This is a genomic window from Nonomuraea sp. NPDC052634, from assembly GCF_040678535.1.
Lineage (GTDB): Bacteria > Actinomycetota > Actinomycetes > Streptosporangiales > Streptosporangiaceae > Nonomuraea > Nonomuraea fastidiosa.
In genome coordinates this window covers 493,529-519,265 of record NZ_JBFATY010000003.1, presented here as the reverse complement: position 1 = coordinate 519,265, position 25,737 = coordinate 493,529, and the positions used below count along the sequence as shown (strand labels likewise).

The following is a 25,737-nucleotide window of genomic DNA, read 5'->3' as shown; positions in this document are numbered from 1 at the left end:
CGGCCGGCAGGACTCGCCCGTGGCCACCGCGGGCGAGCCTCCCACCGGACCGGCTGAAACCCCCCGCACGAGACAACGCCTCGGCCCCTCCCCGGCGGTCGCCATCGCCTTCCTCCTCCCAGCGGCGCTGCTGCTGGGCATCTGGGTGGTCTATCCGATCGTCTACTCCATCTTCCGGAGCCTCTTCGACGCCGCGGGCACCGGATTCGTGGGCCTGGGCAACTACGCCACGATCTTCACCGATTCGGGCATGCTCACCACGATCCGCAACAACCTCATCTGGGTCGTCGTCGCACCGATCATCGTCACCACGCTGGGACTGATCTTCGCGGTGCTGACCGAGCGGATCAAGTGGGCCACCGCGTTCAAGCTGATCGTGTTCATGCCCATGGCCGTCTCCCTGATGGCCGCGGGCGTCATCTTCCGCCTCGTCTACGAGGAGAACCCCGACAAGGGCCTGGCCAACGCCATCCTCACCACCGTCCACGACACGTTCTCCTCCTCGCAGGGCTACCCCGAGGCCCGTCCGCGCGAGGGCGACCAGTCGCCCGTCGCCGCCGACAACGGCGCGGTCGTCACCAAGCAGCCCGTCCAGACCGGGCAGCCGGTGCTGATCCCGATCGTCGGCGTCAAGCCGGACGTGCTGCCCGCCGACGCCGAGCCCGCCAAGGCCGCCACGGCCGGACCGGGATTGTCCGGAACGGTGTGGTTCGACTTCACGCCGGGCGGCGGCGGCCAGACCAACGTCGTGGACGGCACCGAGAAGGGCCTGCCCGGCATGACCGTCGAGGCCGTGCAGAACGGCGAGGTCAAGGCCACCGCCACGACCGCCGCCGACGGCACCTTCCGCTTCGAGGGCCTGGCCGACGGCGCCTACACCGTACGGCTGCCGAAGGACAACTTCGAGGCCGCCTACAACGGCCTGACCTGGCTCGGCCCGACGCTCATCACCCCGGCGATCATCGGCGCGTTCGTCTGGGTCTGGGCCGGCTTCGCCATGGTGCTCATCGCCGCCGGCCTCGCGGGCATCCCGCGTGACGCGCTGGAGGCCGCCCGCATCGACGGCGCCACGGAGTGGCAGGTGTTCCGCAAGATCACCGTGCCGCTGCTGTCGCCGGTCCTGCTCGTCGTCTTCGTGACGATGATCATCAATACCCTGAAGGTGTTCGACCTGGTGTTCATCATCGCCCCGTCCTCGGTGCAGCCGCAGGCGAACGTGGTCGCGCTCGAGATGTGGCGCGTGTCGTTCGGCGGCGGTAACAACCAGGGGCTGGGCAGCGCACTGGCCGTCTTCCTGCTCATCCTGGTCCTTCCCTTCATGATCATGAACATCCGACGGTTCCGGAGGGGAGAGTCATGACCACCGCGACCGCCACCGCATCCTCCGGCGCGCCGTCGGGGGTGGCCTCGGGCGCGCCGCAGCGGGGCACGCTGGGCAAGATCGTCGATCGCGTGGGCGGCGGAGTCGTCCAGGTCGTCATGATCCTGCTCGGCCTGTTCTGGCTGGTGCCGACCCTCGGCCTGCTCGTCGTCTCGCTGCGTACGACGCAGGTCAACAACGCCGAAGGCTGGTGGACGATCTTCACCAAGCCGGCCGAGCTGACCCTGCAGAACTACGCCAACCTGCTCGGCAGCGGGTTCACCGCCTCGTTCTGGAACACCGTCCTCATCACGGTGCCCAGCACGATCCTGGTGATCGGCATCGCGGCCATGGCGGCGTACGCCTTCGCCTGGGTCGACTTCCCCGGCCGCGACCTCGCCTTCCTCGTCGTGGTCGGCCTGCTCATCGTGCCGATCCAGATCGCGCTGATCCCCATCGCGTCCTTCTACGGCGCCACCGGGATCTTCGGCTCGATCCCCGGCGTGGTGCTGTTCCACGTCGCGTTCGGCCTGCCGTTCGCGATCTTCCTGCTGCGGAACTTCTTCGTCGGCATCCCCGCCTCGCTGCTGGAGGCCGCCCGCATGGACGGCGCCTCCGAGTGGAAGATCTTCCGCTCGGTCGTCTTCCCGCTGGGCAAGCCCGCCATCGCCTCGCTGGGCATCTTCCAGTTCCTGTGGGTGTGGAATGACATGCTCATCGCGCTGGTCTTCGCCAACACCGGCAACCAGCCGATGACCAAGTATCTGCAGTCTCAGATGCGGCAGTTCGGATCGAACGTCGACATCCTGTCGTCGGGCGCGTTCATGTCGCTGATCATTCCGCTGATCTTGTTCTTCGCGTTCCAGCGGTACTTCGTCCAGGGCATGATGGCCGGCTCCGTGAAGTGACGGGCCACGCCGGCTGACGGAGGCGCCCGCCCACCCGCTCGAGGTGGGCGGGCGCTCGCACGTTTCGAGGGCTGTGGGCGCGCGACTTGGGCGCGCTCGACGCGTGGACGCGTCTTAGGCACGTTCGGCAAGTGGGCGCTCGCGCGCCTCGGGCGCGTGGGCGCGTCTTGGCGCGTTCGGCGCGTCTTGGCGCGTTCGGCGCGTCTTAGTGCGTTCGGCGTGTCTTGGCGCGTCTTGGCGCGTTCGCATGCGGGCGCTCGCGCGTCTCGGGACGTCGGCACGTCAGCGGCACCCACCGCTGGGACATCGGCACGTCACCGGCACCCACCGCTGGGACGTCAGTACGTCACCGGCACCCGCCGCCCGCGCCCCTCGCAGGACCTCCTAACACCCTCGTCTTCGCCCCCAGCACGGGATGTGCCGCCTGCGAGGATGGGCCGGCGCCCAGGACGGTGCAGGGCTCCCTTGTGATCATTCTGGTACGGCCAGGGCAGACGTTTCGGCGGCAAGCCGTACCAGACCTGACTAAGCTCAACCTTCATGGCCGGTCGTCCACTGCACGAAGTCGTCGAAGCCGGATGGGCCCGCGCGCTGGAGCCCGTCGCAGATCGGATCGCCCAGATGGGCGACTTCCTCCGCAAGGAGCTCGCCGAAGGCAGGCAGTACCTGCCCGCCGGCGCGAACGTCCTGCGCGCCTTCAACCAGCCCTTCGATGACGTCAAGGTGCTGATCGTGGGGCAGGACCCCTACCCCACGCCAGGACACCCCGTCGGGCTGTCGTTCTCCGTCGCCCCCGACGTCAGGCCGCTGCCGGGCAGCCTGGTCAACATCTTCAAGGAGATGGAGAGCGACCTCGGCCTGCCCCGCCCCTCCAACGGCGACCTCACCCCGTGGGCCGAGCAGGGTGTGCTGCTGCTCAACAGGGTGCTCACCGTCATGCCGGGCAAGCCCGCCTCCCACCGCGGCAAGGGCTGGGAAGAGGTCACCGAGCAGGCCATCCGCGCCCTCGTCGCCCGGGGCAAGCCCCTGGTCGCCATCCTGTGGGGCCGCGACGCCCGCAACCTGGCCCCCATGCTCGGCGACGTCCCGCGCATCGAGTCCGCCCACCCCTCCCCGCTCTCCGCACGCAGCGGCTTCTTCGGCTCGCGGCCCTTCAGCCGTGCCAATGAGCTCCTCATCCAGCAAGGCGCCGCGCCTGTCGAGTGGAAGCTGCCCTAGCATCGTCGCCATGAGTGATGAAGAACCGAAGTTCCTGCGCCTCACGGTCGAGCTGACCGTCGAAGTGCTCGACATGGACGCGCTTCAGGCGGCGGCGCTGCGTGAGATCAGGCACCCCGACGCCGACCTAACCGAGGAGGAGCGCACGGAGCAGGCCGAACTGGTCGCATCCGACGACAGCGGCGCCTCCGCCCTGCAGTGGCTGATCGAACCCGATCACGTGCTGCAGCTCGTCGACCACATCGACGAGATCGAACCTCGCGAAGCCGTCCTCGGCGTCGAGCCGTCCGAGGGGCCGAGCGAGGAAGAGGACGAGGAAGAGCACGACCACGCGTGACCGTACGGCGGCGGCCACGGCGTTTTCCGAGCGTCGTGGCTCTTCGCTCGATCACCCTCCCCCCACTCCCCCCTTCCCGACTCGAACGCCCCCGGCATAGGCAAGACGGCCGGCTAGGACAGGTGTCGGCTTCACCCGTCTGACCTTGGTGCGCTTCTCCAGCCGAGCTCAAGATTCACGGGAGCGCCGGCCACGGCCCGCGGTCCACACAAGCACGACCCAGGCGAGCACAGCCCGTCCAGCACCACCCACGCGAGCACGACCCGCACCAAGGCGGTCCACGCGAACACAGCCACAAGAGCACGGCTCGCGGCAGCGCACCTCACGCGGGCACACCCCTGGCTCGCGCGCCCCAGGCGAGCATGCCCTGACCCGCGCGCCCCAGGCGAGCACAGCCCGCATCAGCACCACCGACGCAAGCACGACCCGCACCAGCGCGATCCACGCGAGCACGACCGCACTAACGCCATCCACGCGAACACAGCCCACAGGAGCACGGCCCAGGCCCGCGGCGACCCACCCGAGACGGCCTACAGGAGCGCAATTCGAAGGAGCGTGGTCTGCGAAGGAGGCGTTAGCAAGGGGAGTGCGGAGGAGGCGGTATCGGAAGACGGGTTGGCGGAAAGAGGGTCTGCGGCGACGCAACGGCCTTCCCACGTCGCCCACAGGAACGCCTCAGCCCATAGAAGCACCTCACCCCACAGAGGCACCTCGGCCCACAGAGGCACCTCGGCCCGCAAGAAGGACTCGGCCCCAGGAAGGGCATGGGCGCTCGCTGGTTAGGATCTGCTTCTGAGATCGCCGAGAGGAAGCTCCCATGATCGTCGCATTCTCCATAACCCCGCTGGGCGTCGGCGAGGGAGTCGCCGAGCACGTCGCCCGCGCCGTCAAGGTCGTCCGCGACAGCGGGCTGCCCAACCGTACGGACGCGATGTTCACCACCATCGAAGGCGAGTGGGACGAGGTCATGGACGTCGTCAAGCGCGCCGTGGACGCGGTGGCCGAGGTGGCGCCGCGGGTCAGCCTCGTACTGAAGGCCGACATCAGGGAAGGCGTCACGGACGGCATGACGTCCAAGCTCGAATCCCTCGAACGCCACCTCTCCTGACCTCCGGCCTCGCACTCAGCCCTGCTCGGTACGGCCATCGCCGCCTTCCTCGGCCGGCTGGCCCCTGAGCACCGGGACTGCGCTGACCTGCACCGCCGCCATCTAATGGCTCGCCATCCTCGCGCCGGCCTCCGCGCCGAACGCATACGTGGCCGGGGCTCGCGCCCGCCGTCTGCCCCCTCAGCCCACCTCAACCGCCCAGCGTTCCCTCCGAGCGCTCGGACCGGCCGTTCAGCCCGACCGCTCGGACCGACCGCTCGGCCCGACCGCTCGGACTGGTCGTTCAACCCGACCGCTCGGACCGGTCGTAGCCTGAGCGCTCAGACCGGACCACCGACCTGATCGCAAGGCCGACGGCGCAGGACAAGCAGGGTCGCACACACGCCGTTGAGCAGACCCGCTCTATGGTGGCGATCGTGGCGTCCCGATCATGATGGCGCGCCGTCACGCCAGAGCCGGCTGGCCATGCCCTCGCGTCACGGTGGGCCGGCCGCACCGACACACCGCGATCGGCCGGCCCCACCATCGCGTCACCGTCGGCTGACCTCACCATCACGCCACGATCGGCCGGCCGCACCGACACACCGCGATCGGCCGGCCCCACCATCGCGTCACCGTCGGCTGACCTCACCATCACGCCACGATCGGCCGGCCGCGCCGCCATGCCGTCGTCGGCTGACCCCGCCACCACACCCCCGTGGACTAAACGCACCGACACCACACCGCGGTGGACTAAACGCACCGCCACGCCCCAGTCGGCTGACCGCACCGCCGCGCCGCCGCAGTCGGCTGACCGCGTCGTCGTGCCGCGGGCGTCGAAGGAGGAGGCGGCCAAGGTCCCTTGTACGAAGACCGGAACGTCGAGCCTGCCGGCGTGAGGTTCGACCGGACGCTGCCGTTCCGCAATCGGATGGCGTTCTTCACCGCCGTCGCCTCCCGTTGTACCGCCCGGACGCGCTGCGGCGACTCGCGCCGCCGGGCACCCCTCCGCGACCGCTGCGACCGACCTTCGAGATGGAAGCCGTCGATGGGTCATGCCCCGAACCAGGCACCCCGCGACCTCCGAGATGGAAGCCGTCGATGGGTCAACTGCTGTGAACCGGGCACCCCGCGACCTCCGAGGCGGAACCGTCGGTGAGCCCCTGACGCGAACAGGGCAGCCGCGACTTTCGAGGTGAAGCCGCCGGTGGGCTCCCGTCTCGAACGGGAGGGCCGACCGCCACCTCCTCCGCTCGGCTCGGGAACGCTGTGCGCCGCTCGCTCCGCCCAGGGACTGGCTAGAACGCCAGGGCCGTACGGCACGTACGACACCGAGCAGTCCCCAAAGATCGCAGAGAACGAAGTCGAGATATATCTTGACTGTCGCGATGCACGCGACATATCGTGACTCGCGTAAACGCGATAGTACGCGACTCGGAGGTAGCGGGCAATGGAGCAAGAGCGAGTGCCGGTCCTGGTGGTCGGCGGCGGGTACGCGGGCTTGAGCGCGGCGACGCTCCTGGCCTGGCGCGAGATCCCCGTCATGCTGGTCGAGCGGCACGCGAGCACGTCCGTGCAGCCCAAGGCGTTCGGGGTGGGGCCGCAGGCGCTCGAACTCCTGCGCATCGTACCGGGCATCGAGGAGGAGCTGAACGCCATCTGGGCGGGCATCGGGGACGACATGCGCATCGCGATCGCCTCGAGCCTGGCCGACCCGCAGCCCCACATGATCATCCACGAGGATGAGGATCTCGCCTTCCTGTCCGACCTCAGCCCCGCCCCCAGGGTGGGCGCGCCGCAGGCGGAGGTCGAGCGCATCCTGCGCAGGAAGGCCGAAGACCTCGGCGCCGACCTGCGCTTCTCCACCGAGCTGATCTCCCTCGAGCAGGACGGCACCGGCGTGACCGCGCGGATCAGGGACAAGGACGGCGACCGCCTCGTACGGGCCGACTACGTGGTGGCCGCCGACGGCTCCCGCAGCCCGCTCCGCAAGGCGCTGAACGTCCCGACCTCCGGCAAGGGCCCGCTGAGCCGGCTGTGCTCGATCATGTTCGACGCCGACCTGTCCGGCCTGGTCAGGGACCGCGAGGTCACCCTCTGGTACCTGCAGAACGACGTCTTCACCGGCGTGATCGTCACCGGCACCGGGACCGGGTGCCACGTGCTCGGCGTCAACCTCAAGGAGGGCGAGACCGAGGCCGACTTCACCGACGAACGCTGCGTCGAGCTGGTACGCCTGGCCACCGGGCGGCCGGACCTCGACGTACGCGTCCTCGACCGGCCCGTGTTCAGCATCTCCCACGTGCTGGCCGACACCTATCGCGTCGGGCGGGTGTTCTTCGCCGGCGACGCCGCCCACACCATGCCGCCCACCGGCGGGCAGGGCGGCAGCACCGCCCTCGAGGACGGCTGCGACCTGGCCTGGCGGCTCTGGCTCGTGCTCACCGGGCAGGCGGGACCGGACTTCCTGGACACCTACGACGCCGAGCGCCGTCCCATCGGCGAGCTGATGGCCGACGCGCAGCTCGCCAACCTCGGCGTCCGCATGCCGCCCGAGGCCCGCGTCGGCTACCCCGAGCCCTTGAAGGACCCGGTCGGCGTGCTCCTCGGCCGCCGCTACCACTCCACGGCCATCATCGACGAGCCCGGCGACGACGGCTCGCTTCTTGAGGACCCGCGCGTCCCGACCGGGCGGCCCGGCAGCCGCGCCCCGCACGTCGTGCTCGACTGGGCCGGCCAGCGGATCTCCACCATCGACCTGTTCGGCTCCGGGTTCGTCCTGCTGGCCGCCAAGCCCGGCGGTCAGGCGTGGATGGACGCTGGGCGGCTGGTCAAGGAGCGGCTCGGGATCCGCCTCACCCGGCTGCTCGTGGGTGACGAGCTGATCGACGTGGAAGGGCGCTTCACCGAGCGGTACGGCGTGACCGAGAGCGGGGCCGTCCTCGTCCGGCCGGACGGGTACGTGGCCTGGCGCTCCCCCGAGGCCGGCCCCGACCCGATGGGCACTCTGGAACGCGTCCTCCGCCGCATCCTCAGCCGCTGAGTCCGGACTCGCCCGGCCTCTGATCGAGGAGACTCTGCGGGGTCCTGCGCGGGCGGGTGCCGACCGGCAGGTTCGGGCCCTCACCAAGGGGGTCATGCGGCCATGGCGGCGTCGAAGTCGCCAGGATCCAGCCTGCTCAGGTCGCATGCGATCTCTGCGGCGTGCTCGCCTGGACCAGTTGTTCTGCGCGCAGCTCGGGTAGCGGGGGTGAGCGAGGTGACGGTGGCCGAGTCGGCAGGATCCTCCTCCGCAGGAACGGTGGTGCGGGCATCGGAAGCGAGCACTGTCACGGGGGCCGAGGTGAAAGAGCCCTCGGCAGCAACGGCGCTGTGGCTTTCGGGTGTGACGGAGGGGGCCGAGGCCGGAGCGCCGGAATCTCCCGTGGCAGCAGCCGTACCGGTGGCGGGCGTGAGCGAGGCGACGGTTGCCGTTGCGGCGGCAGGGGCCGGGGTGCCTGAGGTCTCTGCGGTCGCGGCTGTGCGGGGGTCGGGGGCGGGGGTGGTGATGGTGGCCTGAGAGCGAGCCACGGGGGCGTGGCGGCCAGCTTGGGTGGCGCAGAGCCAGGAGTTGAGTGAGCCGCTGAAGCCCGAGGGCGGGCCGACCTTGAGGCAGGTGATCCGGCCGGCGCCGGGGGCCGGGCCGATCTTGAGGCGGCGGATGCTGCCAGTGCGGCCCAGCTCGCCCGCGTCGGCGTCGTACGGCGTGAGCTGAACGCCGAAGGGCAGGCCGCCGTCCGGCAGGTCAGAGGGGTGGATGCGGAGAAAGTCGTCTATCTTGCGGGCGGCGGCTCCCGGGTGGGCGTTGAGGTAGGACAGGTGGTCGGTCACCAGGCGGTTGGCGACCGTGCGCAGGAGGTTGGTCGCGCAGAGGCTGTGGGCGCAGGAGGCGCCGTCGAGCGTGATCTCGGGGAGGGCGAAGCGGCGCAGGCCCCTCGACGTGACCCGCAGGCAGTCGCAGGCGCCCGGGTCGGCGGGGTCCCAGGGCGGGCAGGTGGCGGCGTCGTGGACCTGGACGTCCCAGGACAGCCAGTCGTCGGTGAGGCGGAAGTGGGTGGGCTCGCCCGAGCAGCGGCCGCAGGTGAGGATGGTCGTAGCGGTCAGCGGGTCGATCAGGATGCCGTCGCACTCCTTGGCCAGGGCTCTGGCCGCCGCTCTCGCCACCTGCGCGGCGGTGGGCAGCCGGTGCGGTGGTGCCGTCGAGGTGACCACGAGGTGCTGCTTGGTACGGCGCAGGCGGCGTCTGTCGTCATCGGTGAGGCCGGTGCCCGCCGGTTTCCACGGCGTGGGGTGGTGGGTCACCGTGAGCATGCCGGTGGACGCGGCGGTGATCGCCGCACGCCGGTAGGGGGCGCCTATTCGCCACGGGATGAAGGACGTGGGATCGAACGGCAGGCGCTCCATGGCGACGACGAAGCGGCAGGTCGTCGTCGCAGGCAGGGGGAGAGTGATCTTCATTGGTCGTGCCTTCGCGGAAACGTGGGTGAACGGGCTGCGACGATCCGGCCAAGGGAGCCGAGCTCCGGATCAGGAGGCACCCAGGATCGGCGAAGGCGGGTGGGGCCCGAGGATCCGAACTCCATTCTGTGGACAGGTACTTGCGGGGCGGCGCGGTCTGTGGACAGTCCTCTGGCCCGTGCGTACGAGGGTCAGGCGGGGCGGGTGATCGCTAGTGACTGGCCGGGGAGGCGCAGGCCGTTCTCGTCGTACTTCACCGGCTCGTCCGACGCGAGCAGCACCGTCCCCTTCCCCACCGGTCCCCTCCCCACCGGCCCTCTCCCCACCGGCCCTCTCCCCACCGGCCCTCTCCCCACCGGCACCGTCACCGTCTCGTCCGCGAAGTTCACCGCCACCGCCAGCGTCCCCCGCCACATGAGCAGCCACCGCGACAAAGGATCGATCTCCACCCGCACCCGGTCGAGCCGCGGGTCGGACAGCTCGGGCATGGCCTTGCGCAACGCGATCAGGTCGCGGTACCAGCACAGCAGCGACCAGTGCGCCTCCTCCTTCACCTCGCTCCAGTCGAGCTTGGAGCGCAGGAACGTCTCCTCGTCGGACGGATCGGGCGCGTCCCACCGGTAGCCGAAGCCGACGAACTCCCGCTCGCGCCGCGTCCCCTCGCTCTCCCGCAGCTCGGGGTCCACGTGGTCGGAGAAGAACAGGAACGGCGAGCGCGCGCCCCACTCCTCCCCCATGAACAGCATCGGCGTGAACGGCGAGGTGAGCAGCAGCCCGGCGCCGAGTTTGAGCGCCGTCAACGAGAGCCGGTCGCCGAGCGGGCGGTTGCCGATCTGGTCGTGGTTCTGCAGGCAGGCGACGAGCCGATGACCGGGGACGCCGGCGAAGGAGGCGCCGTGGGAGCGGGCGCGGAAGCTGGAGTACGTACCGTCGTGCACGACCCCCTGCGTGAGCACCTTGGCGAGCGCGGAGAGATCGGCGAAGTCCTGGTAGTAGCCGTGGCTCTCGCCGGAGACCGCGCAGTGCAGGGCGTGGTGGACGTCGTCGTTCCACTGCGCTGTCATGCCGAGGCCGCCCGCGTCGAGCGAGCGGACCATGCGGGGGTCGTTGAGGTCGGACTCGGCGATCAGCGCCAGGGGACGCCCGACGGCGCAGGCCAGCGCGTCCACCTCGGCGGACAGCTCGGCCAGCAGATGGGTGGCGCGCCGGTCGTGGAGCGCGTGCACGGCGTCGAGGCGCAGCCCGTCGATGTGGTAGTCGCGCAGCCACTGCAGGGCGTTGCCGATGAAGTAGCGGCGCACCTCGTCGGAGCCGGGCCCGTCGAGGTTGACCGCCTCGCCCCAGTAGCTGCCCTCGAACCCGGCAAAGTACGGCCCGAACGGCCGCAGGAAGTTGCCGGACGGCCCGAGGTGGTTGTAGACGACGTCGAGGATGACGCCGATCCCGGCCCGGTGGCAGGCGTCCACGAACATCTTGAGCCCGTCGGGCCCGCCGTACGTCTCGTTCACCGCGTACAGATCGACCCCGTCATAGCCCCAGTTGCGCGTGCCGGGCACGGGCGCGACCGGCATGATCTCGACGAAGTCCACGGCCAGCTCGACGAGGTGCGGCAGCTTCTCGATGGCGGCGGCGAACGTCCCCTCCTGAGTGAACGTGCCGATGTGCAGCTCGTAGATCACGCCGCCGCGCAGGTCGCGGCCCTTCCAGTCGTGGTCGGACCAGGTGAAGCGGTCGTGCTCGTAGACGGCGCTCGGCCCGAAGACGCCCTCGGGCTGGCGGCGGGAGCGCGGGTCGGGGAAGGGGCCGTCGCCGTCCACCAGGTACGCGTACCGGGTGCCGTGGCCGGCCTCCGCGACCTCCAGCGACCACCACCCTCCTTCGCCGCGTTCCATCGCCCGGCGGGAGCCCAGGGTCTCGACTTCCACCGCCGTCGCCTTCGGTGCCCAGACCTCAAAGATCATGTCTCTCCAGGAGTGCGACCGGGTACTGACCGAGCAGGTGAGCGAGCGGGATGCGACCGGTGTGCAGGCAGCCGGTGAGCAGGTCCCTCCAGGTGCCGGAGGGCAGCGTCAGCGTGGTGGCCCCCCATCCGCCGGCGGCGGCCAGGCGTACGGGGAGCCGCGTCGCCACCGCGACGGCGCGCGGCCGGTCGCCCCTGGCGAAGGCGATCACGTGCCCGGCGCGTTCGCCCTCGGCCCGCAGCGGCAGGTACGCGGCCTCGCCGCCGAGCCGCCGCCGCAGCCGCAGCGCCTGGGTGGTGACGAGCAGCTTGGCGGAGTCCCATGCGGTCTCGGGCTTGCGCGGGTACGTCACCGGCCGCCGGTTGTCGGGATCGACCAGCGAGAAGTCGGTGGTCTCGTTGCCCTGGTAGACGTCGGGGACGCCGGGCATCATGAGCTGCACCAGCTTGGCCCCGAGCGAGTTGGACATCGCGTACGGGTCGATGCGCTCGGTGAACCCGCCGACCGGCAGGCGCACGGCGGCCTCGGCGAAGGCCCGCAGCCGCCGCTCGTAGGCGGGGTCGGGGCTGACCCAGGAGATCGCGGTCTTGGCCTCGCGCGCCGCCTTGAGCAGGTAGTCGGTGAAGCGCTCGACGGAGATCGGCCAGGCCGCCATGAGGTTCTGCCAGGCCAGGTAGTCGAGGTGCGGGTCGAAGCTGACCTGCGCCGACCACTCGGCCACGGCCGCCGCCCACTCCCCCGGCATCTCCGACAGCACGGCGAGCCGCGCCCGTACGTCCTCCGAGCGCTTGGTGTCGTGAGTGGACAGCGTGGTCATCGCGTACGGCGGCATCCGCGCGCAGAACTCGTGGAACTCCTCCACCGGGATTCCGAAGACGTCCGGCTCGCCGCCCACCTCGTTGAGGCAGGCCAGCGGAAACCACCGGTAGAGCGCGGTGTCCTCGACCCCCTTGGCCATGACGGGGCCGCACGCCTGCTGGAAGCGCACGATCGACTCGGCGGAGCCGTACAGGACCTCCTGGACGAGCGGGCGGACGGCGGGCGAGCAGGTCGCGGCGGCCCGCTCGACGATTTCGACGGACTCGGGCGGCGGCGGCTCGCCCGGCACCACGTACGCGCGGTAGACCGGCATCGCGGCGAGCAGCTCCCGCACGGCCTCGGGCGCGCACGAGGTGACCCTGGCCAGCCGCTCCACCTCGGCACCGAAGAACAGGTCGATCACCTCGCGCTTGGCCTGCGCCATCACCTGCCGGTAGTCGGCCGGCTGGCCGGTCAGCCGGGTGAACAGCTCGATCAGCGGCTCCTTGCCCTCGGGATCGACGAACAGGCCGCCCACCCGGTTGAGCACGTCGTAGCCGGTGGTGCCGTCGCACGCCCAGTCGGCGGGCAGCCGCTCGGGTCCGACGAGGATCTTCTCGACCACCGTCCATGCGTTGCCCGCGCGGGCGCGCAGGCGTTCGAGGTAGCCGCGCGGGTCGGCGAGGCCGTCGGGGTGATCGACGCGCAGCCCGTCCACCAGCCCCTCGTCCAGCAGCCAGAAGATCACCTCGTGGGTCGCGAACATCACCGCCGGGTCCTCGACGCGCAGCCCGATCAGCGACGACACGTCGAAGAAGCGCCGGTAGCCGGGGCCCTCGCGCCAGTCGACCAGCCGGTAGTGGCCCGGGTACGGGAACGCGTGCTCGTGGTAGCGCAGCACGTCGCCGTCCACGACGGGCTCCACGTCGTCGCCGAGCACGGGCAGCGCGACCTTCCCGTCCACCCAGTCGATGTCGAACCAGTTCGCGTACGGCGACTCCGGCCCGTCCTTCAGCACCGACCAGAACGCGGCGTTCATCGTGTTCATGTGGTTGGGCACGATGTCCAGCACGATGCCGAGATCGTGCGCGGCGAGCTGCTGCGCCATCTCTCTGAAGCCGGTCGCGCCGCCGAACTCCTCCCTGATGCGGGAGTGGTCGGTCACGTCGTAGCCGTGCCGCGACTCGGGCGTGGCCTGCAGGATCGGCGACAGGTAGACGTGGCTGACGCCGAGGTCGCGCAGCTGGCCGGCGATCTCGGCCACCTCCGCGAAACCGAAGTCGGGGGTGAGCTGCACCCGGTACGTGGACGTGGGCTTCACCACGGCGGGCTCAGGCACGGCGCAGCACCCGTACGCTGCGGCCCGGCACGTCGATGGCGTCCCCCGCCTTCACCATGCGAGCGTCGAGCCTGATCGGCATGGCCGTGTCGATCTCGGTGTGCCACATCTCGCCATAGTCCTTGGGGATCGTGAACGTGATCGTGTCGTGGTGCGCGTTGAACAGCAGCAGGAACGAGTCGTCCCTGATCGGCCGGCCGCGCCGGTCGGGCTCGGTGATGGCGTCGCCGTTGAGGAAGACGGCCAGCGACTTGGCGTAGCCGACGTTCCAGTCGCTGTCGGTCATCTCCTCCCCTGCCGGGGTGAGCCAGGCGATGTCGCTCAGGCCGCGTACGGGCTTGCCGTAGAAGAAGCGGCGGCGGCGGAAGACCGGATGCTTCTTGCGCAGCGCCGCCAGGCTCTGGGTGAACTCCAGCAGCAGCCAGTTCTCCCTGACGTCGGACCAGTCCACCCAGGTCAGCTCGTTGTCCTGGCAGTAGCCGTTGTTGTTGCCCTTCTGGGTGCGGCCCAGCTCGTCGCCGTGGGAGAGCATCGGCACGCCCTGCGACAGGAACAGCGTGGTGAGGAAGTTGCGCTTCTGCTGCTCGCGCAGCGACTCGACGGCGATGCCCGCCGGGCCCTCCTCGCCGCAGTTCCACGACCGGTTGTCGTCGGTGCCGTCGCGGTTGCCCTCCTTGTTCGCCTCGTTGTGCTTGTGGTTGTACGACACCAGGTCCTGAAGCGTGAACCCGTCGTGGCAGGTGACGAAGTTGATCGAGGCTGCGGGGCGGCGGCTGTCGTCCTTGTAGAGGTCGCTGGAGCCGGTGAAGCGGGAGCCGAACTCCGGCAGCGTGGCCGGCTGGCCGCGCCACAGGTCGCGGATGGTGTCGCGGTAGCGGCCGTTCCACTCCGTCCAGCGCGAGGGGAAGTTGCCGACCTGGTAGCCGCCGGGGCCGACGTCCCACGGCTCGGCGATGAGCTTGACCTGCGACAGCACCGGGTCCTGCTGCACCAGGTCGAAGAACGCGCTCAGCCGGTCCACCTCGTGCAGCTCCCTGGCCAGCGTCGAGGCCAGGTCGAAGCGGAACCCGTCGACATGCATCTCGATGACCCAGTAGCGGAGCGAGTCCATGATCATCTGCAGCACGTGGGGCGAGCGCATGAGCAGGCTGTTGCCGGTGCCCGTGGTGTCGACGTAATAGCGCGGGTCGTCCTCGACCAGCCGGTAGTAGTTGATGTTGTCGATGCCGCGGAAGCTCAGCGTCGGCCCGAGATGGTTGCCCTCGGCGGTGTGGTTGTAGACGACGTCGAGGATCACCTCGATGCCCGCCTCGTGCAGCGAGCGCACCATCGCCTTGAACTCCAGCACCTGCCCGCCGCGCTGCCCCTGGCTGGAGTAGCGGTTGTGCGGGGCGAAGAACCCGATCGAGTTGTAGCCCCAGTAGTTGGACAGGCCGCGCTGCTCCAGGATGTGATCGGTGACGAACTGGTGCACCGGCATCAGCTCGATCGCCGTCACGCCCAGCTTGGTGAGGTGGTCGAGGATCTCCGGGTGGCCGAGCGCCGCGTACGTGCCGCGCAGATGCTTCGGGATCTTGGGGTGGCTGATCGTCAGCCCCCGCACGTGGGCCTCGTAGATCACCGTGTCGTGGTACGGCGTCGCCGGCGGCCGATCATGACCCCACCCGAAGAACGGGTTGATGACGATCGAGCGCGGCACGTACGGCGCCGAGTCGAGATCGTTCCTGGAGTCGGGCTGGCCGAAGCGGTAACCGTAGACCGCCTCGTGCCACTGCACGCCGCCCTCGATGGCCATCGCGTACGGGTCCAGCAGCAGCTTGGCCGGGTTGCAGCGCAGCCCGCGCGCCGGGTCGTACGGCCCGTGCACGCGGTAGCCGTAACGCTGGCCGGGCCCGATGCCCGGCAGGTAGCCGTGCCAGATGAAGCCGTCCACCTCGGTCAGCGGCACCCGCGACTCGACGTTGTCGTCGTCGAACAGGCACAGCTCGACCTTGTCCGCGACCTCGGTGTAAAGCGAGAAGTTCGTGCCGGCCCCGTCGTACGTGGCCCCGAGCGGATAGGGGTCTCCCGGCCAGATCTCGATCATCGAGGCTCCCTTGCGGTCTTTCCCCATGTTCCGTTCCCCCGCTCCACGCGACAAGCCCGCCCCCCGGACGACCCTGTTCCTTCCCACGCCACGCCCGTGATCACTCCGCCGGGCCCCAGGTCAACGGGGTGGGCCGTCCCCGACGGCGCGAAAGCCGCCGATCGGCCCCGAGTGCCTGCCCCGAGGCGCGCCAATGCACGGCCCACCTGGTGCCGGATTAGGAAAAACCCAGGTAGTGACACACGGCACGGGTGCGGGTCCGTCAAGATGGACCGATGAGCGTTGAGTTGATGGTCTGGGACGAACCGGTACCGATCAGCAGGGACCAGGCGCGCGCGACGTACCTGGCGGTCAAGCGGACCGAACCCGGCGGCGGCCCCGTACCCGACGTCGCCAAGGAGCTCCCGGGGGAGATCACGCTCTACCCCGGGCACGTGCTGGTGACGATGGACCTCGACACGATGGACGAGGTCTCCGCGCAGGTCTTCACCGTGGCCCGCGCGCACGGCATGGTCTGCTACGACCCGCAGCGCGACCTGGTGCACAACGTCGCGCCGCTCGGCGTCTACGAGGGCATGCAGCTCCACACCGGAGACGGCATGATCGTGCACGATCCGGACCTCGGGCTCGTGCACGACGTGCTGGGCACGATGTCGGCGCAGAACCCGTTCGTGGCGCTGGTCAACTTCGGCCGGCACTTCATCCAGGTGTCACCGGGGTACGAGCTGGAGTACAAGGAGGGGACGCTGGTGCGCACGACGGTGGAGGAGCTGGCGGAGGTGCGGCAGGCGTTCCACGAGTACGCGACCGGCGAACGGGGCTTCCTCAACCGGCACACGTGGTCTCAGTGACCGATGCGGCAGGATCTGGGCTTATGAGAACTCTGTACCCGCCCATCGACCCGTACGACTCCGGCCTGCTCGACGTGGGCGACGGCAACCAGATCTACTACGAGGTCTGCGGCAACCCCGAAGGCAAGCCCGCGGTCATGCTGCACGGCGGTCCCGGCGGCGGGTGCAGCGCGAGCCACCGGCGCCAGTGGGACCCTGAGCGTTACCGCATCGTCCTGTTCGACCAGCGCAACTGCGGACGCAGTCTGCCGCACGCCTCCGACCCCGCCACCGACCTGAGCACGAACACGACCTGGCACCTGGTGGCCGACATGGAGCGGCTGCGCGAGCACCTGGGCATCGAGCGGTGGCAGGTGTTCGGCGGGTCGTGGGGCAGCGCGCTGGCCCTGGCCTACGCCCAGACGCACCCCGGCAGGGTGACCGAGCTGATCCTGCGCGGCATCTTCACGCTGCGCCCGCAGGAGCTGCACTGGTTCTACCAGGAAGGCGCCTCGTACGTCTTCCCCGACCTGTGGGAGCGATTCCTGGAGCCGATTCCCGAGGACGAGCGGGGCGACCTCATGGCCGCCTACCGCAGGCGGCTGGAGGGCGACGACGACGCGGCCCGGCTGGCCGCGGCCAGGGCGTGGTCACAGTGGGAGGGCGGCACGGTCACGCTGCTGCCCGATCCTGAGCTGGTGGACGACTTCGGCGAGGCGCGCAAGGCCGTCGCCTTCGCGAGGATCGAGAACCACTACTTCACCCACGGCGGCTGGTTCGAGCCCGAGCAGCTCATCCGCGACGTGCACAAGATCCGCCACATCCCCGCGGTGATCGTCCAGGGCCGCCAGGACATGTGCACGCCCGTGGCCACGGCCTGGGACCTGCACAAGGCGTGGCCCGAGGCGGAGTTCCACCTGGTGGCCGGGGCCGGGCACGCCTATTCGGAGCCGGGCATCCTCGACCGGTTGATCGCCGCCACGGACGGGTTCGCGGACTCGGGGAAGTAGCGGGGCAGCCGGGCGCGCAACAGCCGTACGGCGGGGGTGACCGCCCCCACCACGAGCAGCGCGAACAGCGGCGCCAAGGTCACGCCGAGCAGGAAGCCGGCGGCCACGTCGTGCGGGTAGTGCACGCCCACGAAGACCCGCGAGAACGCCATGACGGCGGCCAGCGGGAACACCACCCAGGCCAGGGCGCGCCAGCACAGCATCAGGGTGGCCGCGGCGCCGGCGGCGATCACGGAGTGGTTGCTGGGGAAGGACCAGTCGTCCGGCGGCGGGCAGGCGGCGATCGTCGCGATCCCGCCCCGGCACGGCCGGTCCTCCTTCACGAACACCTTGATGACCTCGCTCAGCACGTACGCGAGCACGATCCCGGCCGGCCCGGCGACGACGAGCGCCAGGTCACGCGCGGGCCCGCGCCAGGCCCGCACCGCGGCCACGACGAAGAGCAACGCGAACACGAAGAGTCCCGCGTCCGTGCCTATCTCGGCGACGGTGTGCAGCCATGCGGGGGTGCTGAGAGCGAAGTCGACGATGTCCTGGTACACGCCTGTCCAATCGATGAATATCCGATGGACAGCACCTTACGAACAGGAAGCCGCCGACGCCTCCACCATAAGGGTGAATGTCGTCAAGTGAGGAGCTGACGCGCCAGAGCCTCCTGTTTCGCCTCCAGCTCGGCGCGGGTGATCAGCCCGCGGTCGAACGCCTCGGTGGCGGCGTCGCGCTCGGCGACGTAGTAGGCGGCCATGATCTCGCTGCGCAGCGGGGTGAAGCCGCGCTCGACACAGTCGGCGAAGACGGTGGCCTTCTTGTCGACCTCGTCGGCGGCGACCGTGCAGGCCAGATCCCGTTCCCTGAGCTGCTGAACCGCTTCACGAAGGGTCACGGGGCCAAGAGACCCGTTGAAACGGGTATCAAGAGTGATCTTCACGTTCTTTACGCCTCCGAATGTGTGAAACATTCGGATCAAGGTCGCGTATTCCCAGGTGAGAGCGGGTAAGAGGGCCTTCGTGATCGGAGCGCACGTGATCGTCGGATATGCGAACGACCCGGGCGGGCGGGACGCGCTCGCCCTGTCCGCCGCGATCACCCGTGTCACCGGTGGCGAGCTGACGGTCGCCACGATCTACCCGCCGAACAGCCCGGGCCTGGCGGTCGAGGCGCAGGCCAACCTGGCGCACGCGGCCGAGGAGCTGGGGCCGGTGCCGGCCGAGTTCATCACGTTCGAGAGCCGGGGCACGGGACGCGGGCTCGCGGTGCTGGCCAGCAGGATCAGGGCCGACTTGATCGTGGTCGGGTCGGCGGACGGCGGGCAGCACGGCCGCATCTCGATCGGTTCGACCGCCGACCACCTGCTGCACATGTCGCCCGAGGCGGTGATGCTGGCGCCCGCGGGTTACCTGCCGCCCGAGGAGCCGGCCAGGCTCACGCTGGCCTACGTTCATCGGCCGCAGTGCGACGCGGCGGTCGAGCAGGTGGCGCAGGCCGCGCTGCGGCTCGGCGTGCGGCTGCGGCTGATCACGCTCGACCTGCGTACCGACGACCAGGGCAGGCTCCGCGACGATCTCGCGCTGGCCGTACGGCTGGCCTGGGAGAGCACCGGCATCGAGGCGGAGGCCGAGGTGGCCGAGGGCCACGACGTCGCCGCCGCGCTCGCCGGCGTGGAGTGGCTGGACGGCGAGCTGCTGGTATGCGCGGCGAGCGAGGACGCCCAGCCGCACCGGGTGTTCCTGGGCGAGCTGGCGATGAAGGTGCTGCGCGCCTCCCCGCGCCCGGTCGCCGTCCTGCCGCGCGGGTTCGGCTAACGGCGTCCGATCACCTGCTCGTACAGCTCCAGGTACCGGTCGGCCATGACGGACGGCGAGAAGCGGCGGCGGGCCTCGCGACGGCACTCCTCAGGGTCGATCTCGTCGGCCCGAAGGATCCACTCCGCCAGCTCCTCCTCGGTGCCGGCGAGGAAGCCGGTACGCCCGTGGTCGATGAGCTCCGGCAGGCAGCCGCGGCGCAGCCCGATCGGCGGCACGCCGAGTGCCAGGGCCTCGACGACGGCGGTGCCGCCGGGCTCGTCCCACTGGATGGGGAAGAGCGCGGCGCGGGCGGAGCCGTACAGCTCGTCGCGCTCCTGCCCGCCCACCGCGCCGGCCCAGCGGACGACCTCGCCGTCGAGGTAGGGGGCGACCTGGTCGAGGTGGTAGCGGACGTCGGGGTGGCCGTGCAGCGGGTGGTAGGGGTTCTGGGCGACGTCGTCCAGCTCGGCCTGCGAGTCGCGGGCGCTCACGGGGCCGGCGAGCACCAGCGGCAGGCCCAGCTTCTGGCAGATCCTGGCGGCCACGTGCTGGCCCTTCAAGGAGCAGATGCGGCCCATCACGACCAGGTGCTCGCCGCGCGGGACGCGGACGTCGCGGCCGGCGAGCGGGGTGGCGAGGTGGATCGCGCCCAGTGAGGCGGCGCGCAGGGCCTCGGGGGCGCGGGCGAGCTGCGACCGCGACACGCCGTTGACAGCGATCGAGGAGGGGAACGCGCCGTAGAAGGCCGGGTGCTTGCGCAGGTCCCAGTGCAGGGTGTGCAGGACGGGCGGCCCGCCGCACGCCGACAGCACCGCGGGGCCGACCACCTCCACGTGGTCGTGCACGAGGTCGATGTCGTCGCGCCCGCGCAGCTCGGACACGACCCTGGCGAGATGGGCGTGCGTGATGCCCATGACCTGGTTGTACGGCTTCTGCAGCTCACCGAACTGACCCTCGTCGTAGGCGTGGATCAGCTCGTCCGCCTCCAGGGTGCTTGAGCCGACGGAGGCGAGCACGACGCCGACCCCGCGCTCGCGCAGCGCGGGCACCAGCGTGGCCACGACGTTCTCGATGCCGCCGTAGCCCGCGGGCGGGACCTCCAGCCACGGTCCGGCGTTCACCAGGACTTTCATCGAAACCTCCGAGGAAACCCCGGGCACGAGCGTGCCGGTCGCCGCAGGCCGGCCGTCGACCGGCCATTTCGCGGCCGTGTTCGAATGCGGCCCGTACCATTCACGGACCCTGGCGAAGGCGCGCGGATCTTCTCCATGCATCAGCCCCGAATCTCAAAGAGGTCCAAGCCTCTGCCCGAGCCCCAGGCCCTCGAACATGTCCGTTTGATTCGGGCCACAGGTGGCATATGCCGGATCGTGTCCCCGAAAACGCGTGTCGGCATCATCGGTGCCGGAAATGTCGCCGCTCGCCATGCCGATGTCCTGTCCGGCCTCCCCGATGTCACGATCGCCGGAATCGCCGACACCGATTCCCGCAGGGCCGGGGCCCTCGCCGCCAAGCACGGCTCCCCCGCTTATGGCGGCCATGCCGACCTGCTCGACGCGGGCGGTCTCGACGCCGTGTACGTCTGCGTGCCGCCTTTCGCGCACGGCGACCCAGAACTCGATGTTTTGTCGTGCAATATCCCGGTTTTCGTGGAAAAGCCACTATCTCTTGACCTGCGGACCGCCGAAAACATCGCAGCAGAAATACAGCGGAGATCTCTGCCCTCCGCCGTAGGACATCATTGGAGATATCTAGACATAGTCGGGCAAGCGCATGACCTGCTCGCCGGACGTCCCGTACACCTGGCGCTCGGCCATTGGCTGGACAAGGTGCCGCCCGTCTCCTGGTGGCTCGACCCCGTCCGGTCGGGCGGCCAGATCATCGAGCAGGCCGTGCACGTGCTCGACCTCGCTCGGGCGCTGGTCGGCGAGGTGTCGATGGTGCACGCGGTGCCGGGCGGCGCCCGCGAGGACGGCGAGATCGACCGGGCCACCTCCGCCGTCATGCGCTTCGCCGGGGGCGCGGCCGGGCTGCTCGCCACGTCCTGCCTGCTCACCCGCAAGCACCGGGTCGGCCTCGAGGTGTGCGCGGACGGCATCGCGCTGGAGCTGAGCGAGACCAGGCTGCTGGTGGACGGCCACCGCGCCATCGAGGACGACGGGCGGGCCAAGGTCCGGGTGGACCGCGAGTTCATCAACGCGGTGCAGGGCAAGGCGGCCGACGTGCGCGTACCGTACGAGGAGGCGCTGCGCACCCACCGCCTGGCGCTGGCACTCGCCCGATCCGCAGCCGAGCAGAGGCCGGTGACGCTCGATGACCAGTGAGACGCTCAGCATCGAGGCGCCCGGCGAGGTGTGCCTGGTCGAGGAGAAGCTGCCCGACCTGCCGGAGGGCGGCTTCATGGTCGCGACCACCCACAGCGGCGTCTCGGCCGGCACCGAGCTGACCTACGTCAAGGGCACCAACCCCTACCTCGGCGCGAGCTGGGACCCGGCGCTCGGGCTGTTCCGCGACGGCGCGCCGTCGGTGACGTACCCGGTGCGCGGCATCGGCTACATGCAGGTGGGGCTGGTGGTCGAGACACGTACGCGGGCGGTGCGCGAAGGCGCGCTGCTCGCGATGGCGTACGGCCACCGCACCGCGTACGTGGCCGACCCGATGACCGACAGGTTCGTGGAGCTGCCCGACGACCTCGACCCGCTGCTCGGCATCTACGTCGCCCACATGGGCCCGATCTGCGCCAACGGCCTGCTGCACGCCGCACACGACCTGCACGGCCCGGCGGTGCGCGAGCTGGGCGACGGCGTGCGCGGCCGGCGCGTGGCGGTGGCCGGCGCGGGGGTGGTCGGGCTGCTGACGGCCTGCTTCGCCATGTCGGCGGGCGCGGCCGAGGTCGTGGTGGTGGACGAGACCCCGTCGCGGCTGGAGATCGCCGCCGCGCTCGGCGCGGAGACGCTGCACGCGGGCGAGGACCCGGCCGTGGTTCTGAAGCGCCGCTGGCGGCACGGCCCGAACGATCGCGGCGCCGACGTGGTCTTCCAGTGCCGTGGCCAGGCCAGGGCGCTGGCGCTCGGCCTGCGCCTGCTGCGCCCCCAGGGCACGCTGATCGACCTGGCCTTCTACACCGGCGGTGCGGAGGAGGTGCGGCTCGGCGAGGAGTTCCACCACAACGGGCTGAGCGTGCGCTGCGCCCAGATCGGGCGGGTGCCGCGCGGCCTGGCGCACGCCTGGGACAGGGAGCGGCTCTCGCACGAGACGATCGAGCTGCTCAGGCGGCGCGGTACGGCGCTACGCCGGCACCTGGTGACCCACCTCGTCGCGTTCGGCGAAGCTCCAGGCCTGTTCACAGAGCTCGCGGCCGGCCGGCTCGGCTGCGTGCAGGCTGTGCTCTGCGACGAGGTCGAGGATGAGGGCGGCTGACCAGCTGAAGTCGCGGGAGCCGTGGCCGCGCAGGGTGAACGGGTCGAAGTACTCGCGAAAGCCCGACCGGCACACCGTGCGCCGCATCGCGTCGGCGAGCGAGGCGGCGAGGTCGGGGCGGCGGTCCTTGAGCCCGTGCCAGACGAGCCAGCTCAGGTTGATCCAGCTCGGGCCGCGCCAGTAGCGGGCGGGGTCGAACTCGGTCGCGTCGAGGGCGTAGCTGGGCAGCGGCATGTCCTTCAGCCGGAACCGGTCGAGCGCGGTCGTGATCAGCGCGTCGGCCACCTCGCCGGGCAGATCTGGCAGCACGAGCGGGGTCAGCCCGGCCGCGCTCGCGGACTCGACCCGCTTGCCGGTGCGCACGTCGCGGGCCTGGAAGAGCCCGCCGTCCCACAGGTGCTCGACCATGGCGGAGGTGACGGCGGCGGCCTCGCGCTCGTGCGGCCCGGGATCGAGCCCGAGCACCCGCGCGATGTCGGCGAGCGCCGACTCGGCCAGCCCGTACGCGGCGTTGAACAGCGGATCCTCGACCTGGAACGCCCCGGGGTCGGTGTAGCCGGACTCGCGGTAGGACTCGGCCAGCGCGATGTAGCGGGCGTAGTCGCGGTCGGTCGGCCGCTCGTCGGCGCTGACCGCCTCCAGGTCTCTGCGCACGAAGCCGCCGGACGGCGCGTCCACCGCGGCCAGCGGCACGTCCCAGGCCGGGCTGTTGTCCATGCCCGACTCCCAGGGGTGCACGATCGCGATCAGCCCGTCAGCCGAGCGCCGCTGGGCCCGCAGAAACTCCTGCTGGGCCACCAGCCGCGGGTAGATGCGCCGCAGGAAGGCGTGGTCGGGCTCGGCGAGATACGTCTTCCACGCGGCCAGCGCGTGCACGGGAGGCTGCACGATGCCCGAGGTGCGCACGCCGGACGGCGCCCGCGCGGCCCAGAAGGCGGGACCGGGGAAGTAGGCGCCTTCGGGCACCTCGGGGTTGAACACGATGTGCGGCACCCGGCCGTCGCTCCACTGCGCACCGAACAGGGTCAGCAGCTCCGCCCTGGCCCTGCGCGGCGACAGGCGGGCGTTGCCGATCGCCACGAACGCGGAGTCCCAGCTCCACTGGTGGGGGTAGAGGCGACGGGAAGGGACCGTGTAGCTGCCGTCCCAGTTGCTGACCAGGACGCGCACGGCGTCGCGGAGGATCATAGGTATTTCCTGATGAAGGCGGCGGTCTGGGGCAGGACGATCTCGGGTTCGCCGCGCAGGCGGCATTCGAGCGCGAGATAACCGTCGTAGCCCACGGCGTCGAGGGTCGCGAGCTGGGCGCCCCAGTCGAGGTGGCCGGTGCCCGGCTGGTTCCTGTTGGACTCGCTGATCTGCATGTGCGCGAGATAGGGCGCGGCGTCGATGAGGGCCCGGCAGGGGTCGTCCTCTTCGATGTTCATGTGGTACGTGTCGCCGACGATCCTGATCGAGTCCATCGAGCAGTACGAGACGGCCTCGGCCAGGGTGTTGACCATGTGGTTCTCGTACCGGTTGAGCGGCTCCAGCATGATCAGCACGCCGTTGCGGTGCGCGTGCTCGCCGAGGATGCCGAGCGCCTCGGCCAGCACCTCGCGGTCCTCATCGGGGCTGCGCGGCGGCTCGAACGGCGGCAGCCTGCGGGAGAACTGCCCCCAGGAGGCCGGGGTCATGACGCCGATGCCGCCCAGCTCGGCGATGACCGTGAGCTGCGATCTGAGCTGCTGGATGGCGTCCTTGCGCTTGGCCGGGTCGAAGTCGCCGATGAAGTGGGGCATGTCCACGCAGACCGTCGGCATGACGACGCCGTCGGCCCGCGCGCGCTTGAGCTCGGTGAGCCTGCCGGCGAAGTGGAAATCGCCCTTGCCGCGCAACTCGATCGCGTCGAAGCCGGCGTCGAGGGCGAAGGCGAACTTCTCCTGCAGGCTGCGGCCGGGCAGCAGCTGCTCCTGTACGGCGAGCTTCACGGTCACTCCTTGAATTCGAAGACGAGCTGAAGCACCTCGGACTGGTGCTTGTCGAGCAGGTCGAAGGCCGCGGGCGCCGCGTCGACGGGCACGACGTGGCTGACCAGGGCCCGCGCGTCCACCTCGCCGCGGTGAACGAGCTCCATGAACGTGCGCTGCAGCCGCTCGACGTCCCACCGGTGCGCCAGCCACGAGGCGACGCCGCCGATCTGCGCGGAGACGAGCTGGACCTGGTTGTGGTGGAACTCCTCGCCGAGCCGCAGGCCGACGCCGTCGCCCTGGTAGAACCCGGCGGCGACCACCCTGCCGCCCCTGCGCACGGTCCTGATCGCCTCGTGCAGGCCGGCGTTGCTGCCGCTCAGCTCGATGACGCTGTCGGCGCCCTCGACCCGCTTGCGCATGAACTCGGCCACCGAGCCCGAGGCGATGTCGAAGGTCTCGGCGGCGCCGAACCGCCTGGCCAGCTCAAGGCGGCCGGGGATGGCGTCGGCGGCGACCACGCGGGCGCCGCTGAGCACGGCGAGCCGGGTGGCGAGCAGCCCGATGACACCCTGCCCGAAGATCGCGATCTGGTCGCCGAGGTGCAGGTCGGCGGCGTGCACGGCGTTGAGCGCGATGGCGCCGACGCGGGCGAAGACGCCGGTCAGCGGGTCGGCGCCGGGCGGCAGCAGGTGACCTTCGAGCTTGGCGGCGGGGACGACGGCCTCGGCGCGGTGGCCCCAGATGCCCCACACCATGCTGCCGATGGGCGGGCCGGCCACATCGGGTGCGGCCTCGACGACCTCGCCGACCTCCTGGTAGCCCCATCCGGCCAGCGGGTAGGCGAACGTCTGTCCCTCGACGAAGAGCCGGCGCTCAGTGTCCCACTTGCGAGTGAGGTAGGGGTTGGTGCCGCGGTAGGCGGTGAGCTCGGTGCCCGCGGAGACTCCCGAATAGAGCGTGCGTACCCGCACGGTGCCCGGGACGAGATCGGCGGGCTCCTCCAGGCTGACGCGGACACGGCCTGGCTCTTCGAAGGTGATGACGCGCATTCCCCAACACTTACGCTTAATGATCAAACAAAAGACAAAGATTTAGTGATTGTTTGCAAGCACTAGTTGCGCCGGAAACACGCTTAAGTCTACGACTTCCA

Annotated in this window: 21 protein-coding genes; 11 read left to right on the top strand and 10 right to left on the bottom strand. The window is 70.4% G+C overall.

All coding sequences use genetic code 11. The features are described 5' to 3' along the window. Positions 1 to 19 precede the first annotated feature (19 nt). From AB0K67_RS18290 to AB0K67_RS18265, 6 genes are all read left to right on the top strand, one after another. Positions 20 to 1,360: a sugar ABC transporter permease gene (locus AB0K67_RS18290; RefSeq protein WP_364061382.1), complete on the top strand. Its 1,341-nt coding sequence runs from the start codon at positions 20 to 22 to the stop codon at positions 1,358 to 1,360. Next, positions 1,357 to 2,268 (top strand): carbohydrate ABC transporter permease, encoded by a 912-nt coding sequence (locus AB0K67_RS18285; RefSeq protein ID WP_364060882.1) that lies wholly within the window; start codon positions 1,357 to 1,359, stop codon positions 2,266 to 2,268. Before AB0K67_RS18290 ends, AB0K67_RS18285 begins: the two co-directional genes overlap by 4 nt. 540 nt (positions 2,269 to 2,808) lie before the next feature. Next, positions 2,809 to 3,486, top strand: coding sequence for a uracil-DNA glycosylase (locus AB0K67_RS18280; RefSeq protein WP_364060879.1), 678 nt, complete (start codon positions 2,809 to 2,811; stop codon positions 3,484 to 3,486). 10 nt (positions 3,487 to 3,496) lie between these two features. After that, positions 3,497 to 3,823, top strand: coding sequence for a hypothetical protein (locus tag AB0K67_RS18275; protein ID WP_364060876.1), 327 nt, complete (start codon positions 3,497 to 3,499; stop codon positions 3,821 to 3,823). Between the two features lie 817 nt (positions 3,824 to 4,640). Next, positions 4,641 to 4,931 carry an MTH1187 family thiamine-binding protein gene (locus AB0K67_RS18270; protein WP_364060873.1) on the top strand — a complete coding sequence of 97 codons (291 nt, stop codon included), beginning with the start codon at positions 4,641 to 4,643 and terminating at the stop codon, positions 4,929 to 4,931. 1,429 nt (positions 4,932 to 6,360) lie between these two features. Further along, positions 6,361 to 7,953, top strand: coding sequence for an FAD-dependent monooxygenase (locus AB0K67_RS18265; RefSeq protein ID WP_364060870.1), 1,593 nt, complete (start codon positions 6,361 to 6,363; stop codon positions 7,951 to 7,953). Between the two features lie 92 nt (positions 7,954 to 8,045). Here AB0K67_RS18265 and AB0K67_RS18260 read toward each other — a convergent pair whose 3' ends face one another. The 4 genes from AB0K67_RS18260 to glgX form a co-directional block, all read right to left on the bottom strand. After that, positions 8,046 to 9,407 carry a hypothetical protein gene (locus tag AB0K67_RS18260; protein ID WP_364060867.1) on the bottom strand — a complete coding sequence of 454 codons (1,362 nt, stop codon included), beginning with the start codon at positions 9,405 to 9,407 and terminating at the stop codon, positions 8,046 to 8,048. Positions 9,408 to 9,598: 191 nt separating this feature from the next. Next, positions 9,599 to 11,332: a malto-oligosyltrehalose trehalohydrolase gene (treZ, locus tag AB0K67_RS18255; protein ID WP_364060864.1), complete on the bottom strand. Its 1,734-nt coding sequence runs from the start codon at positions 11,330 to 11,332 to the stop codon at positions 9,599 to 9,601. Positions 11,333 to 11,357: 25 nt separating this feature from the next. Further along, positions 11,358 to 13,505: a malto-oligosyltrehalose synthase gene (gene treY, locus AB0K67_RS18250; RefSeq protein WP_364060861.1), complete on the bottom strand. Its 2,148-nt coding sequence runs from the start codon at positions 13,503 to 13,505 to the stop codon at positions 11,358 to 11,360. After that, complete coding sequence (gene glgX / locus AB0K67_RS18245; RefSeq protein ID WP_364060858.1) at positions 13,498 to 15,591, bottom strand: glycogen debranching protein GlgX; 2,094 nt, start codon at positions 15,589 to 15,591, stop codon at positions 13,498 to 13,500. Before glgX ends, treY begins: the two co-directional genes overlap by 8 nt. 275 nt (positions 15,592 to 15,866) lie before the next feature. Here glgX and AB0K67_RS18240 point away from each other — a divergent pair, with 275 nt between their 5' ends. Both AB0K67_RS18240 and pip read left to right on the top strand, forming a co-directional pair. Beyond that, positions 15,867 to 16,442 (top strand): hypothetical protein, encoded by a 576-nt coding sequence (locus tag AB0K67_RS18240; RefSeq protein ID WP_364060855.1) that lies wholly within the window; start codon positions 15,867 to 15,869, stop codon positions 16,440 to 16,442. A 23-nt stretch (positions 16,443 to 16,465) separates the two neighbouring features. Beyond that, positions 16,466 to 17,431, top strand: a complete 966-nt coding sequence (gene pip, locus AB0K67_RS18235) for a prolyl aminopeptidase (protein ID WP_364060852.1) — start codon at positions 16,466 to 16,468, stop codon at positions 17,429 to 17,431. On the opposite strand, the gene AB0K67_RS18230 is transcribed toward pip, so the two are convergent. Together AB0K67_RS18230 and AB0K67_RS18225 are read right to left on the bottom strand one after the other, a co-directional pair. Then, positions 17,362 to 17,973: a phosphatase PAP2 family protein gene (locus AB0K67_RS18230; RefSeq protein ID WP_364060849.1), complete on the bottom strand. Its 612-nt coding sequence runs from the start codon at positions 17,971 to 17,973 to the stop codon at positions 17,362 to 17,364. The genes pip and AB0K67_RS18230 overlap by 70 nt on opposite strands. Positions 17,974 to 18,056: 83 nt before the next feature. After that, positions 18,057 to 18,314: a hypothetical protein gene (locus tag AB0K67_RS18225; RefSeq protein ID WP_364060846.1), complete on the bottom strand. Its 258-nt coding sequence runs from the start codon at positions 18,312 to 18,314 to the stop codon at positions 18,057 to 18,059. 124 nt (positions 18,315 to 18,438) lie between these two features. Here AB0K67_RS18225 and AB0K67_RS18220 point away from each other — a divergent pair, with 124 nt between their 5' ends. Then, a complete protein-coding gene (locus AB0K67_RS18220) occupies positions 18,439 to 19,233 on the top strand; it encodes a universal stress protein (protein ID WP_364060843.1) in 795 nt (264 codons plus the stop codon). Here AB0K67_RS18220 and AB0K67_RS18215 read toward each other — a convergent pair. Continuing rightward, positions 19,230 to 20,348, bottom strand: a complete 1,119-nt coding sequence (locus AB0K67_RS18215; protein ID WP_364060840.1) for a glycosyltransferase — start codon at positions 20,346 to 20,348, stop codon at positions 19,230 to 19,232. The two genes, AB0K67_RS18220 and AB0K67_RS18215, sit on opposite strands and share 4 nt — an antisense overlap. A 153-nt stretch (positions 20,349 to 20,501) precedes the next feature. Beyond that, a complete protein-coding gene (locus AB0K67_RS18210) occupies positions 20,502 to 20,756 on the bottom strand; it encodes a hypothetical protein (protein ID WP_364061404.1) in 255 nt (84 codons plus the stop codon). On the opposite strand from AB0K67_RS18210, the gene AB0K67_RS18205 reads away from it, so the two are divergent. Next, on the top strand, positions 20,652 to 21,539 hold the full coding sequence (locus AB0K67_RS18205) for a Gfo/Idh/MocA family oxidoreductase (protein WP_364061379.1): 888 nt from the start codon (positions 20,652 to 20,654) through the stop codon (positions 21,537 to 21,539). The two genes, AB0K67_RS18210 and AB0K67_RS18205, sit on opposite strands and share 105 nt — an antisense overlap. Continuing rightward, a complete protein-coding gene (locus AB0K67_RS18200) occupies positions 21,529 to 22,635 on the top strand; it encodes a zinc-binding alcohol dehydrogenase (RefSeq protein WP_364060837.1) in 1,107 nt (368 codons plus the stop codon). Before AB0K67_RS18205 ends, AB0K67_RS18200 begins: the two co-directional genes overlap by 11 nt. Before the next feature lie 1,184 nt (positions 22,636 to 23,819). Here the strand turns inward: AB0K67_RS18200 and AB0K67_RS18195 are convergent. Then, complete coding sequence (locus AB0K67_RS18195) at positions 23,820 to 24,605, bottom strand: sugar phosphate isomerase/epimerase family protein (protein WP_364060834.1); 786 nt, start codon at positions 24,603 to 24,605, stop codon at positions 23,820 to 23,822. A gap of 2 nt (positions 24,606 to 24,607) precedes the next feature. Continuing rightward, positions 24,608 to 25,636, bottom strand: coding sequence for a zinc-binding alcohol dehydrogenase (locus AB0K67_RS18190; protein WP_364060831.1), 1,029 nt, complete (start codon positions 25,634 to 25,636; stop codon positions 24,608 to 24,610). Between the last annotated feature and the right edge of the window lie 101 nt (positions 25,637 to 25,737).

What these genes read in the sequence shown, in the direction of transcription:
- AB0K67_RS18285 (WP_364060882.1), top strand. Translation starts at nt 1,357, where the DNA reads ATGACCACCGCGACCGCCACCGCATCCTCCGGCGCGCCGTCGGGGGTG.
- AB0K67_RS18280 (WP_364060879.1), top strand. Translation starts at nt 2,809, where the DNA reads ATGGCCGGTCGTCCACTGCACGAAGTCGTCGAAGCCGGATGGGCCCGC.
- AB0K67_RS18275 (WP_364060876.1), top strand. Translation starts at nt 3,497, where the DNA reads ATGAGTGATGAAGAACCGAAGTTCCTGCGCCTCACGGTCGAGCTGACC.
- AB0K67_RS18270 (WP_364060873.1), top strand. Translation starts at nt 4,641, where the DNA reads ATGATCGTCGCATTCTCCATAACCCCGCTGGGCGTCGGCGAGGGAGTC.
- AB0K67_RS18265 (WP_364060870.1), top strand. Translation starts at nt 6,361, where the DNA reads ATGGAGCAAGAGCGAGTGCCGGTCCTGGTGGTCGGCGGCGGGTACGCG.
- AB0K67_RS18260 (WP_364060867.1), bottom strand. Translation starts at nt 9,407, where the DNA reads ATGAAGATCACTCTCCCCCTGCCTGCGACGACGACCTGCCGCTTCGTC.
- glgX (WP_364060858.1), bottom strand. Translation starts at nt 15,591, where the DNA reads ATGATCGAGATCTGGCCGGGAGACCCCTATCCGCTCGGGGCCACGTAC.
- AB0K67_RS18240 (WP_364060855.1), top strand. Translation starts at nt 15,867, where the DNA reads ATGAGCGTTGAGTTGATGGTCTGGGACGAACCGGTACCGATCAGCAGG.
- pip (WP_364060852.1), top strand. Translation starts at nt 16,466, where the DNA reads ATGAGAACTCTGTACCCGCCCATCGACCCGTACGACTCCGGCCTGCTC.
- AB0K67_RS18215 (WP_364060840.1), bottom strand. Translation starts at nt 20,348, where the DNA reads ATGAAAGTCCTGGTGAACGCCGGACCGTGGCTGGAGGTCCCGCCCGCG.
- AB0K67_RS18210 (WP_364061404.1), bottom strand. Translation starts at nt 20,756, where the DNA reads ATGGCCGCCATAAGCGGGGGAGCCGTGCTTGGCGGCGAGGGCCCCGGC.
- AB0K67_RS18200 (WP_364060837.1), top strand. Translation starts at nt 21,529, where the DNA reads ATGACCAGTGAGACGCTCAGCATCGAGGCGCCCGGCGAGGTGTGCCTG.
- AB0K67_RS18190 (WP_364060831.1), bottom strand. Translation starts at nt 25,636, where the DNA reads ATGCGCGTCATCACCTTCGAAGAGCCAGGCCGTGTCCGCGTCAGCCTG.